Origin of the sequence: Glaciecola sp. MF2-115 (genome assembly GCF_047250385.1) — a bacterium.
GTDB lineage: Bacteria > Pseudomonadota > Gammaproteobacteria > Enterobacterales > Alteromonadaceae > Glaciecola.
Map to the genome: position 1 here is coordinate 268,173 of NZ_JBLBVM010000054.1, position 13,383 is coordinate 281,555.

Consider the following 13,383-nt stretch of genomic DNA (forward strand, 5'->3'; position numbering starts at 1 on the left):
GAGAATTTAAACCTAGCCAAGGCATAAAGGATGTCTAGATATTGAGGAATCGGTCATAGTTACCTATTTTTGACATGAACACTAGCTGTTGAAAGAGCTGTTTAACTTTAACGTTAATATTTTACTCTTCCGTCGTCACCGTTAGACAAACAACTAGAATATTTCTAACACTTGTAAATTTATATTTACTTTGTTATTTTTTTGACACTTTATGTATGGTTCAATTTTTAATAAAGACTTCATTAAGGTTATTAATCTGTTTCTAATAATCTAGCCGTCGAAAACCCTTGTTTAATTTTGTCGCAGAACCTAAGTGTTTAATGACTTAACATTAGATTATGACTTGAAAGGTTAGTTATACAAGGACAGGCCATCATGAAAAAGACACTTTATACAGTGCTAATTTTCACTTTTATTTTAATTCTTATCCCTTCTATTATTGAAACATTTTCTGATTTTTTTAGTAGCCGCCAACAAACAACAGATAAATCAGAAATTATTAAGGAAATAATCGTAGTCCATAAAGAGATTGGACACGACGCCAGTAACAAACAGTGGGATACTATTACCTCTGCTGTTAACTACTTGACAGAACAAGGCATAAAAAACAATCAGTTTACCTATTTAGGTCAAAAGTTTCAGTTATCAAAGCTTTATGAAAAAGATGCTCGAGAAATCATCTGTTCAGGTGACGATCCAAATAATAGGTTACAAAATGTCATTGCTATATTAGGCCCTATTACATCATCATGTGCCCTAGAAATGATTAACAATTACGAAGTTGAAATCCCCGTTATTAGTTCATTTGCAACCCTTCCTTCCATCAATACCATTGGTAGAAAATTTTTCCATAGAACCGTTCCAGGAGATAACTTTAGAATTGACAAACTGATCCAACTTTGGAGGCAGGACGCTACGAGGAACATACGCAATAGAGACTTAATTATTTATGAAAGCGGTAATATTTACTCAAGTGATTCATTTACAGAAGTGCATAACGAAGTTAGTAAATTACATACCGTCCACTTTATAGATGTATCGAGTAGTAATGCGGATACTTACGATAGCGCACAGCGTTATGAATCTATATTTGTGATGGCCAATCAAGCAGATCCAAAAATATTAAATGCAATTAAACGTGTAAAAAAAGAACAGTATTATAACCATGGGGAACATCGACCAAAGTTTTTTGCAAAAACTGAATATGCTGATTCATTGCTTTTTGACAGTCCAGGCTCAATCGTTGCTATGACTCCTTCATTGCTTTCATATAACAATACCGACTCAAGTACTTTTTTAGACATCGAAAGGAAAAACCTTAGCCAACGCTCCGCATCTTCATTTTTAGCTTTTGAAGCTTTGTATACGGCTATTGCTCGAACTATACGATTAGACTCAAACTGCAACACCGAAAATGCAATTCAGCTTTTTAGGTGTGGCATAATTGAACACCTAAAAACCCCCTATAACTCCAACCTTATTGGAAACAAAATAGAATTTATAGCTACCACCGGCGATATTGATATGAAATTTCTCGTAAAAGCCGAGATAAGAGCATTTGGAACTCAATTTAAATATGCGCCCCCAGATCAAAGCCTACCCTCGTTGGTTACTATAAATTATAAAAAGCAAAATAAAGGCGTGTGGCTAGGGGACCCTGTAGAGATATATGTAGAATCTACTAAGAACACCCCTTTTTTAGTGAACTTCAGATATTCGGCGCCTAATTGGATACCCAATGGTAAGTTTAAACGCATACTCGAAAGTTTATTTTCATTCGACCATACTTTTGAAGTAAGTGAAAAAGAATATTCTTTTCACCCTCGCTTTATTGGCGCTTATACCGTTGAAGTTGCAAAATTAGGCCCAGATCTGAGGCAGTCTGCGGGTAAGCATGTAGTCAATATTGTTCCGCCAAAAGGCCTTTTTTTGATGATTCTTTTGTCTTTATTGGTTGCCGCTGTAGTTTCATTTATTACACCTCCTGTGAATCAACGCTTAAATAAAACTAGGTTAATACTGGAAGTCATTGGTGCTGCATTATTCTTATACTTTATAACAGTGACTTTGCGGGGGTTTAACTTACCTGCAGCACCAACGCTATCATTCAGTAATGAACCCGTCACCAATTTGGTATATTGTGCAATTATAGCGGGTACAGTAAGACTGAAAATCTTTGCTTACTTCATTAATCCAATTATTAAACGGTTTACTCCTCAAAGTGAAAGTGCAGAACTACCTAATAAGGAAGCTTAAATTGGTGCTGCTATATTCTAGGATGTATTAAATCCTCCCCTGGTAGGCTATGTAGCTGATTAAAATACAGGTTTCGCTCTGTATGGTTAAAGACAACGGCACCTTTGTTGTGGAAGCAGCTTTAAGAGTGGCGATTCAGAGGGACTATTTTCTTGGATAATTTTTCATTCAAAATTGTAACAATTTAAAAGATTATGGTTTCTTTTTAAAATTAATGAGAGACACAAAACTAGAAGCTTTATCAAGTTGATGTTACGCGAGTTAAATTTATTTTGATGAGCTTATTTATAACTTTAACGTCGAACAATTAAAAAAGTCTCAAAACAGAATTCACGTAATAATAAATTGACGAAATGTACGCTTCAAATATCAAGAAAACGTTAAAGAGTAGTGGAGGAACTGCAGGTCAATATATCGAAAACTGTTAAGACTCACACAATTTTGTCACGTCCTTGTCACATGCACTTTTTAGAGAATCTGTGACAACATTAATAAAACTCAAAACCATAGTAGAAATTTGAGATTAAAATATAATCAAAGATGTTAAAAAAAGCAGAAATGGCGCACCCGGCGAGATTCGAACTCACGACCTCTGCCTCCGGAGGGCAGCGCTCTATCCAGCTGAGCTACGGGTGCTTATTAATTTTGCGGCGCGAATGTTACCACATAAAAATAGTTTGATGCCACGACCTTTAACTATCAATATTAAATGAACATGCGGGAATAGATATCTCTACCACCAAAGCATGCTCAATGTTCACAATTATGGTTGAGCCTCGCTTACCAACTCAGCGCCCACAATCTCATCCAACAAAGCAATCATGAACTTAGTCCCCGTGCCAGATGCTATTGCACCAAAAACGTTTTCATCATTCTGCCCTTTTTGACCACCAGCTAAATCGCTTACAGAGCGAATGACAATCCAATCGACTTCGTTAACGAAGCTGACTTGACCAACGGCTGCCGACTCCATTTCAGTGACTTCTGCGTTGTATACATCTTGCAGCCACATACGATATTTTGCGTTATCGGCGAACACTGAGCCGGTCACACCATTTCCGCCTATCCTAATTTGAATTGGCTTTCCAGACGGCATTTTAATTGTATCGACCTCGGCCAATGCTTGCTTGGCGAGCGTTAAAAGCTCAGACGATACGGTGAAATACGGCATCTTTTGTGGTTTATCTATGCCTGCTTTTACTACGCCAACTTCCTTCGGAAATTGAAAACCAAAGTTCTTGTATTTGGGTTCGTTCGGGTCAACGAGTGCACGTTGTTTGTGGCGAATAACAGCCTCTTCGAAATACCCCGGAAGAATGTATTCACCTTCTTTATCTGGGTCAGGATTTACGTATGCTGACTCATCGTGATAGTACCAACGCTCCGGAATAGCAATGTCACCGGGCTCGAAGACTGGATTGACGGCGCCTGCTATTCCCATCATTACTATCTTATCTATCGGAAAGTAATCGAGCGCCATTTGAATTGTCATTGCCGCATTGACCACGCTCACACCAGTTGTGAAGATAACGACCTTCTCCCCCTTATATGTGGCTAGTTGATATTTGACGCCTTTAATGGTCAGTATTTTATCTACTTTTGCTTCTTCAATTTTGGCAAAGGCGGCGTCGATGGCTTTTATCTCAGGTTCATAAGCAGCAACAACGGCAATCCATTTTTCGTCATCTGGAAATTTTCTAGGGCCATAATTTTCATCAGCACCTGACGAAGCCGATGCGCCGAATAAAGCAATCATTAGCATCAAGCTGGTCAAGTTACGCATAACGCCCATCCTTCTAATTACTCGTGATTTCTTGAATTTTATTTAGCCAATGCTGCTTTTCATTTTCTGGCAGAAAGCTCGCGGTAATACTATTGCTTGCAAGTGCCACGATATCCTGTGAACTCAATGACAGTTTATCGATAAGCGCATAAAAGTTCTCATTCAAATAGCCGCCAAAGTAAGATGGATCATCCGAATTGACCATCACTAACAAACCATCATGCAGCAATTCGACAATATTATGTTGGCTAATATCATCCACTACACAAAGCTTTAAATTGCTTAGAGGGCAAACAGTGAGTGGAATTTGTTGCTCTTTTAGATAGGTCATCAGTTTTGGATCTTCACTGCTGCGAACACCATGATCAATGCGATCGACCTTCAGCAAGTTGATCGCTTCCCAAATATACTCGGGTGGCCCTTCTTCGCCAGCGTGAGCTACCAGATTAAAGCCGAGCGCAGCTGATTGCGCAAAAACGCGCTGAAATTTGGATGGAGGGTTACCCAATTCAGAACTGTCCAAACCAACAGCGCTTATCATCGAATAATATGGCTTGGCTTGTTCCAGCGTTTCTATGGCGCTGTCTTCGCTCATGTGTCGTAAAAAGGATAGAATGAGATACGCGGACATATCCAATTCCGCCTTCGCCTTTTCAATCGCTTTTGCGAAACCCGGCATAAATACATCATAGCCAATGTCGCGTGTGGTATGGGTTTGTGGATCGAACATCACTTCAACATGCACAATGTTTTGCTCGTGACATTTGCTCAAATAAGCCCACATGAGTTCGAAAAAATCGTCTTCGTCACGCAGTACGTCAGCGCCCTGATAATAAAGGTCTAAGAAGCTCTGGAGGTTATTGAACTGATAGGCTTGTTGAATCGCTTCAACGCTGGAAAACGGCAGCGCAATATTATGTTTCTTCGCCAAGCGCCACATTAGAGCAGGCTCTAGTGTCCCTTCAATATGTAGATGCAATTCAGCCTTAGGTAATTGCTGAACAAGTTGTTTAAGCTCATTTTTTTGCATTGTGTAATTGAACCTCTTTGTACTTTCATAATGAAACTAGGACTTTGCTTGATAAGGCTTTTCATTCACTTACCAAGTCTTACTCTCGAAATGCATAAGCACAATACTAAGTTAAGCAATATTTTGGTAATTGTTTTTAACTAAACCTTTAACTTTTATCTTCTTTCGCGTTGAAACACATTCAGAAATAGCAAACCAGACGCAATCAAATCTTCTAAAACCATCGATATTCAGCAATACTTAGCGCCTCAAAACTTTCCATCTCGAATTTAGTGATGAACACTTGCTATTAAACTCACCACTAATTGCAACCAAAAGCTATTAAACGATAAGCTTATAAACAGCACTTACAAGCAGCGATTAATAAAACAATGCGATTGGCAAAAATAAAAATAATAAGGAAAGCCAAATGATAAGTCAGTTTTTAGATAAAACATTTGCACTCAAAGAGCACGCCACAACAGTAAAGACTGAAATTATTGCGGGCTTAACGACCTTCGCTGCAATGTCGTATATCTTAATTGTTAACCCTAGCATCTTGGGTTTAAGCGGTATGCCAGTAGCCGGCCTCATTACTGTTACTGCACTGGCAGCTTGCATCGGTACATTGCTGATGGCGTGGTTAACTAACTACCCGGTTGCTTTAGCCCCTGGCATGGGCTTGAACGCGTTTTTTGCTTTCACCATTTGCTTAACTCGCGAAATCCCTTGGGAGGCCGCCTTAGGGATTGTGTTTTACAACGCCCTTTTGTTCTTGCTCCTCACCATTTCAGGTTTGCGAGAGAAGATAGCCCATGCGATCCCAACAGCGCTTAAAATTGGTGTGCAATGTGGTATTGGTTTATTTATTGCCTTCATTGGTTTGAAAAATGCCGGTCTCATTGTAGATAATCCCGCTACCTTCGTTGGCCTTGGTGACTTATCAGAGCCTGCTGTATTGTTTGCGTTTTTAGGTGTGATTTTCACTATCATTTTAGTCATTAAAAAAGTGACTGGCGCGATACTTATTTCGATTGTCGCGCTTACTTTAATTGGGATGTTTATTCCTACAGAGGGCGGTTATTTAACCGCGACACCGAATGGTATTGTAGGACTGCCTGCACCAATTTCAGATACCTTCTTCGCAATGGATTTAATGTACCCTATCGTCAATTTTGCGAGCACTTGGGATCTCATTTTTGCACTTATGTTCGTGAATATGTTTGACACTATTGGCACTCTTATTGGGGTTTCGAAGCGAGCTCAATTAGTCGATAAGCAAGGGAAACTCCCAAAAATGGGACGCGCAATGACAGCCGATGCAGCCGCAGGTGTTGTTGGTGCTGCTTTGGGCACCTCTCCTGTCACCAGTTATGTTGAATCTGCAGCCGGAGTTTCTGCTGGCGGGCGAACCGGTTTAACTGCCATCGTCGTAGCGATTTGTTTCTTACTTGCCCTGTTTTTATCTCCACTCATGCTTGTGATCCCGATAATGGCTACCACTCCTGCATTGGTGATGGTGGGTATATTTATGATGGAATCAATTAAGGAGCTTGAATTCTCCGATTTAGCAAGCGTTGCCACAGCCACTATCGCTCTGATGGCAATGCCCTTAACATTCAGTATTAGTGAAGGAATAGCACTAGGTTTTATTACTTATGTTGGTATTAAAATGGGTACTGGTGAGTTTAAGAAAGTAAGTGTCATTACTTATTTCATGGCGGCTGTATTTTTGTTGAGATATATTTTTGACTTGAAGTAGTCACTCTTTTCAAATTGTATCTATACTGAATAAGTTGCGTTTGCGAAGAATATGTTTTGAACCATCACAGATGCTAGTGTCGTATATTGTTAAATTCATGCAAATTATTAAAAAAGGTAAACTATGTCAGCTAAAAACCTCAACGAGCAACTCGACGCTAAACTCATTCCACAGCAAGCGTTTGACTGGTATGACGAATATGCACACGGTGACATTAACCGCCGAACTTTTATGACGCGATTGGGTTCCTTATCAGTTGCAGGTTTATCTCTTGGCCTAATCTCCTCCGCCTTGATTCCTAACTATGCCTTAGCCGAGCAAGTAAGCTTTAACGATCCCGATATCAAAGCAAGTTACGCGGAATTTGATTCCCCTAATGGACATGGCAAAGGTAATGGCTACTTAGTTGTACCAAGCAAACTGAATAGCAAAGCACCTACTGTGCTAGTCGTGCATGAGAACCGGGGTTTAAATCCTTATGTGAAAGATGTTGCACGTCGCTTAGCGAAGCAAGGTTTTATTGCATTTGCTCCTGATGCTTTATTCCCATTAGGTGGATACCCAGGTAATGACGACGATGGTCGTGCAATGCAACGTAGTCTAGACCGCGATAAGATTGAGCAAGACTTCATGGCTGCTGCAACTTGGCTGAAAAAACATGAGAACGGAAGCGGTAAACTGGGTGTTGTCGGTTTTTGTTTTGGCGGGTACATCAGTAATTTGCTCGCAGCTGCTATGCCTAAGCAGATTGATGCTGCAGTGCCCTATTACGGAACGCCAGCCAAAGCTGAATTGCAAGCGGAAGTAAAAGGCCCCATTCTGATCCATTTTGCAGAGCAAGATAAGCGAGTTAATGCCACTTGGCCTGATTACGAAACAGTACTGAAAGCAAATAATGCGAATTACGAAGCCCATTTTTACGCAGGCGCTCAGCATGGTTTTCATAACGATTCTACGAGCAGGTTTAGCCCTAAGGATGCAGAATTATCTTGGCAAAGAACTGTCGATTTCTTTAAAAAACATCTTAGCTAAGAGTCAAGCTCGATGTATTGCTTTTACGTCATGTATCAGCAATACATTTTCATTATGTACAAACTGATATATGATGATCCGTTCCGCGTGTGTTTCACTTAAACTGCGCCTCAACCATTGAGCTTAAATAAAATACACTTATGCCAGATAGCAGCCCCATATTACAGTTACAAAAACTTGCTGGAAGACGCACTTTTGACAAGGGCGAAATGCTGTATTTTCAAGAGGCTGTGCATCGATTTTCGAAAGATCAGTTGATCATAACGGCTATAGTTCAAGAAATTCAAGAGTTTGAGGTCAAGCTTTCCATTGTTGATGGTGAATACGAAGGCAGTTGCAATTGCTCCGACTCAGAAGGCTTTGATTTCTGTAAGCACTGCGTAGCGGTTGCACTAACCGATATTTCGCGTGAAGCCGAATTAGAAGCACTCCAAGAAGGTGATGAGATCCAGCGTATCACCGGATATATTGAAGCTATGTCGGAAGCTGAAGCGAAAGCCATACTACTTGAGCAAATTACTAGCGATATTGATAAAACAGAGCAATGGGTCTTATTTGCTGATGTCACCAATGGCAAAGTAAATAAAAAGGCTTTAGTCGACATTATTAATAAAGCCTTGCCTTTGCGTGAGGTATGGCGTCAAAACAGAGTGAAAACTTATTTTGAAGCAGCTATCGAAAAGTTTAATCGTCTAATCTCAATATTACACAAATTACCCACAGACCCTGCTTTTGAACTGACACAAACAGCATTGCTGCGCTATAACAAAGCGCTAAGCAAAATTAAAGACGACAAAGGTTATCGACTTAAAGTTGAAGTTACACTTGTGCAAGCATTTGCGACCTTTATCAGTGAGTTGAATTGGACTGAACAAAGAAAAGTCAGCTTTTTGATGTCGCTTTATCAGCAACCATTTTCTAATTTCTCGTTACCATCAGTCTATAAAAGGTTTGCGAAAAAACAGCCTGACCTTATTCCGTTTTTTATCGAAAAATTAGTGAACCTCGAAACTCAGTTTGAACAAATTGACGTTAGCACCATACAATTAGATAAGACTATCGAGGATAATCATCGTTTAGTACTGGAAGACCTTGCCTTTTATTACGCGGAAGATGCTAAAAATGCCAATAACGAACACCTCGAAAAGCTAATCGAGTGTAAGCATAAACTTGCATCTGACATTAATGAATACATTGAACTCGCAGAACTATGTTTGGAATTAGGTCGTAAGGACCTTGCGAAGAAATATATTTCTGAAATTGAATCTCATGACCTGAACTACAGACAAGAAAGTAAAATTCTGACCTTGAACGCTAACACCCAAGAAGCTTTAGAAGACATTGATGCTTCTCTTGAATTACATTGGTCTGCCTATGAGCATTCCTTAGAGGCAAAGGATTTTCAGACTGTTCTGTCCTTATTAAAATCGTCTGATAAGAAGGGTGATGTTGATATTCAATATTGGTTCGAAAAAGCCCACGCCCTTCTAGTTGAGCAACTGCAAGATGCAGACAATCACGATGCATTGTTTGAGTTGTACTTAGCATGTGATAAAAACGAAGAAGCAATAACTGAAGCGCTTGAAGCTAATATTTCTAATGCCTTACTGCATAAGATCGCGAAGCTTGGAATGACCTTGCAACCAGAAGCAGGTTTTGCACTTTATCGAAGGTTGGTTAGAACTTATCCAAAAAATACAGATACGCAGGGTTACGAAACTGCAATTACTTTATTGAAAGAACTTAAATCGACATTAAAGAGTAAAAAACAGCACCAATCTTTCGAATTTTTAATCAGCGAGCTGAGTTTTGACTTTAAACAGAAACGAAAATTTATCGCATTATTACAAGGCCAATTTGGCTTGTAATACAAAATATTAATAAAAACAGATTGTTAACCGATAATAAATAAATAAACAAAACTTTTACAAATAACGTCGTCAGGGATATTGCAACAAATAGTTGTTAACCACTGACTAATGTTTATAATTGCCCAAAGTGGTTGTATGCCATAGCAAATTGCAGGAGAGAGTAGTGAAATTAAGAGTAGTGTTAAGCCTTTTCATATCCGCGTTATTTTTCGTTAGCGTAAACGCACAAGAAACGACCGATGAAGATATTGCAGAGCGTATAAAACCAGTAGGTAAAGTTCATGTAGCCGGTGCTGCACCTGTTGCCGCTGCTGGTCCTCGTTCGGGTAAAGAGATTTATGACAGTGCATGTGTAGCATGTCACACTTCAGGAGTTTTAGGCGCGCCGAAGCTGCAAGTTGCGGCAGATTGGCAACCAAGACTAGATGAGAAAGGCTTCGACCAAGTATGGAAGAATGCTGTGAACGGTATTAATGCAATGCCAGCTATGGGTACGTGCAATAGTTGTTCTGAAGATGATATTAAGATAGCAATTGAATATATGATTGAAGGCATTTAGTCATTTTTCGATGCTTAAAAAGGATCTCCCTAGCAAATCTGCAGTATAGAGTTGGTAAGGTTAAAAATTGAAATGAAAGAACAAGAGTCGGTAATTGGTGATCTTTCTGAAGAGGAATTGCGGGAATTAATTCCACAGCTTCAGAATTTAACCGAGAAGTATAAGCGCGCTGAGAAAGTCCAAAAGGCGTTATTTGAAATCAGTGAACTAGCAAGTTCAGTGAGTAATCTCGATCGACTCTATAAAGCAGTTCATGACATCGTCAGTGATTTCATGACAGCGGATAACTTCTATGTCGCCTTCTTTGACCGCGGCGACAAAAACGTTGATTTTGCCTACTTTGTCGATGAGTTAGATCAAGAAGTACTAAGCACGATCCCTTACGAAAAAATCATGGACGGCATTACTGGCTATATCCTCAGAAATGGCACTAGTATTGTAATGACGAAAGAAAATACCGAATCTGTTTTAGCAGATACTGGTATTCAAATGCTAGGAACTCCGCCAGTAGATTTGATTGGTGTACCTTTAAAGCGCAGCACTGATGTAATCGGTGCAATGGTCGTTCAAAGCTATACCGACGATGTGCGATATGACCAAGACGACTTTGAAGTTCTGTCATTTATCTCTCAGCACATTGTAACAACGGTGGATCGCGTTAAAAGTCGCGAAGTCACTGAACGCACTATTCGTGAGCGTACTAAACAGCTTCGCAGCATTAACGATGACCTTCAAGAAGAAATACTCGAACGCCAAAAAGTGGAATCACTACAAACCGCTTTGTTTGAGATATCCGAGCTATCTGTAGCACTTGACGATGACATGCCACGTTTTTACTCAAAATTGCATGCCATTCTTGCTCGATTAATCAGTGCGCCAAACTGTTTTGTTGCCGTCTTAAATGAAGAAAAAGATAAACTAAATTTCCCTTACTTTAGTGATGAACTGCATGAATCTGCGGATGAACGCCCCCTTGGTTTAGGCTTAACCGAATATATCATTCGCCGTGGTGAAGCCTCGCTTATTGATAATTCAAAAATCCTTTCCTTAGTAGAGGAAGGTGAAGTAGACGTTAGCGTTGCCCAAAATTTGATGGAGCACAATAACTCCTGGCTTGGCTCTCCTTTAGTCATTGACGGTGAAGTGCAAGGTGTCATCGGGATACAAACCTACGGTAAGCTAAAAGACTATAACCATAAAGATTTAGAAATACTTCGCTTTGTATCGCACCATATTGCCGTTGCAATGGAACGACGACGAAGTGCTGAAGCCTTAAAAGAATATAATCAGCAATTAACAAACAAAGTACAAGAACGTACTGAAGAACTGAATAAAACCAACGAATACCTGAAGAAACAAATAGAACAGCGTAAAGAAATTGAATTAAAACTCATTCACGACGCTCATCACGATGCTCTCACTGATTTGCCAAATCGCGTCATGTTTAATAGTCGACTTGAACTTGCCATCGCAAATAAGAAACGTCACCCAGAAAACCAATTTGCAGTTCTGTTTATCGATCTAGATCGGTTCAAAGTGATCAACGATACCATGGGTCACCATGCTGGCGACGAATTTTTAGTAGAAGTAAGTCATCGTATTGCCTTGTGCAAACGCGGCCATGATTTGTTAGCCCGCTTAGGTGGTGACGAATTTGTAATCTTGTTAGATAACTTCGAAGATGTAAAAGCGGTAGAAGAAGTAGCTTCACGCGTCATTAATTCAGTATCCATGCCTTTCATTTTAGACGGCAAGGAAATGTTTAGTGGTGCTAGCCTTGGTATAGCTCATGTTGATAGCAGTTATGCGTCAGCAGATGAAGTCTTGCGCGATGCCGATGCCGCTATGTATCAAGCGAAAAGCTTGGGCCGTGGACGCTATGTCACATTTGATAAGAGCATGCGTGAAAAGCTGCTTGAAGATATTCAGTTGGAAGTCGAGTTTCGTAAAACACTCAAGAACAAAGGCTTTGATTGTGTTTTACAGCCTGTTGTTAAACTTGAAGACGAATCGATACTATATTTCGAATGCACATTGCAGTGGCATAATCCAACTTTCGGTAAAGTAAACCGTGAACAATTTTGGCAAATCGCAGAACAATGTGGTTTAACGCTTGAGCTCAACCAATTTTTACTAGATGGCGCTATTGGTCTATTAAACCAGTGGCAAGAAGATGCTGAATACGCAAACCACCGTATTGGCGTAAGTTTGTCAGTTGAGCACCTCATGCAGCGAGATCTGGTTAATGAACTTATATCCAGCGTCAAAGAATCACAGTTTGGGCCAAATAAGCTCCTACTGGAGTTTGCTGAGAGCGCATTAAACAATCGCTCACAATTTATTTTACCTGCAGTGAAAAAGTTAAAACGAAATGGCTTCGGCTTAATTTTGGATAACTTTGGTAGCGGCGCGGCTTCATTAAACTACCTGTTTTCATACCCCTTTGAATTTATCAAAATTGACGAACGTTTCGTGCAATCTTTCACCCGTTCAGAAAAAAACTTACGTTTTATTGAATCGGTCATATTAGTTGCTGAAAAGGTTGGTTTAATAGTTATTGCTGAAGGTATTTCTAGCCAATCGAAACTCGAAGGCCTGAAAGGCTTAGGTTGCGAATACGGCCAAGGTGACATACTTGGCAGTACGATACAACTTGATTTCGTTGACGATGAATTGGATGCGAGCAACGCTGAAGCTTAACGCACTTATTAAGTGTTGGTGCAATACGCCGTTTTCTTTGTGAAGTGCTCCGTCATCCTTGCGAAGGCAAAATACTTTGTTCGTTTAAAGTTTTAAAGCCTCTCGTCTTTACTGCGAAGGCAGTAATCTCCGTCTATTTAACCTATGCTAAGATTGATAAATTCAGTAAAAAGGCTTCAGCGAACAGTATTGTGCAACGGAAAGTGCCTCCAACTACTTACATCTAACTCACAAAAAGATTTGCTGTTGATTCAGGAGGTTCCTGCCTTCGCACTGAGGGATCCCCATTTTTTACGAGGCCATGCTATATATTCGTTTTTTATAGTCTTTGTTAAGATTTCGCACCCCTTGACTGAATAATGCAATCACTCTCCTAAAGGTGAAGTGAATGAGTATGTTTTTGGCGAGACT

At 39.9% G+C, this 13,383-nt stretch carries 8 protein-coding genes and 1 tRNA gene; 6 read left to right on the forward strand and 3 right to left on the reverse strand.

Translation table 11 applies throughout. The annotated features are described in order from the left end of the window. Positions 1–375 precede the first annotated feature (375 nt). The gene (locus tag ACKLNX_RS13140) at positions 376–2,256 is read left to right on the forward strand and encodes a hypothetical protein (RefSeq protein WP_412972693.1); all 1,881 of its coding nucleotides are present in this window, start codon (positions 376–378) and stop codon (positions 2,254–2,256) included. A gap of 559 nt (positions 2,257–2,815) precedes the next feature. Here the strand turns inward: ACKLNX_RS13140 and ACKLNX_RS13145 are convergent. The 3 genes from ACKLNX_RS13145 to ACKLNX_RS13155 form a co-directional block, all read right to left on the reverse strand. Next, positions 2,816–2,892, reverse strand: a tRNA-Arg gene (locus ACKLNX_RS13145). 127 nt (positions 2,893–3,019) lie between these two features. Then, positions 3,020–4,039 carry a purine phosphorylase gene (locus ACKLNX_RS13150; protein ID WP_412972694.1) on the reverse strand — a complete coding sequence of 340 codons (1,020 nt, stop codon included), beginning with the start codon at positions 4,037–4,039 and terminating at the stop codon, positions 3,020–3,022. A 13-nt stretch (positions 4,040–4,052) separates the two neighbouring features. Next, on the reverse strand, positions 4,053–5,069 hold the full coding sequence (locus ACKLNX_RS13155; RefSeq protein WP_412972695.1) for an adenosine deaminase: 1,017 nt from the start codon (positions 5,067–5,069) through the stop codon (positions 4,053–4,055). A gap of 409 nt (positions 5,070–5,478) precedes the next feature. Here ACKLNX_RS13155 and ACKLNX_RS13160 point away from each other — a divergent pair, with 409 nt between their 5' ends. The 5 genes from ACKLNX_RS13160 to ACKLNX_RS13180 all read left to right on the forward strand — a co-directional run bounded on the left by ACKLNX_RS13160 (position 5,479) and on the right by ACKLNX_RS13180 (position 12,972). Next, on the forward strand, positions 5,479–6,810 hold the full coding sequence (locus ACKLNX_RS13160) for an NCS2 family permease (protein ID WP_412972696.1): 1,332 nt from the start codon (positions 5,479–5,481) through the stop codon (positions 6,808–6,810). 123 nt (positions 6,811–6,933) lie between these two features. After that, the gene (locus ACKLNX_RS13165; RefSeq protein WP_412972697.1) at positions 6,934–7,842 is read left to right on the forward strand and encodes a dienelactone hydrolase family protein; all 909 of its coding nucleotides are present in this window, start codon (positions 6,934–6,936) and stop codon (positions 7,840–7,842) included. A gap of 140 nt (positions 7,843–7,982) precedes the next feature. After that, positions 7,983–9,710, forward strand: a complete 1,728-nt coding sequence (locus tag ACKLNX_RS13170; protein ID WP_412972698.1) for a hypothetical protein — start codon at positions 7,983–7,985, stop codon at positions 9,708–9,710. Positions 9,711–9,876: 166 nt separating this feature from the next. Then, a complete protein-coding gene (locus ACKLNX_RS13175) occupies positions 9,877–10,272 on the forward strand; it encodes a c-type cytochrome (RefSeq protein WP_411692369.1) in 396 nt (131 codons plus the stop codon). A 72-nt stretch (positions 10,273–10,344) separates the two neighbouring features. Continuing rightward, the gene (locus tag ACKLNX_RS13180) at positions 10,345–12,972 is read left to right on the forward strand and encodes an EAL domain-containing protein (RefSeq protein WP_412972699.1); all 2,628 of its coding nucleotides are present in this window, start codon (positions 10,345–10,347) and stop codon (positions 12,970–12,972) included. Positions 12,973–13,383 lie beyond the last annotated feature (411 nt).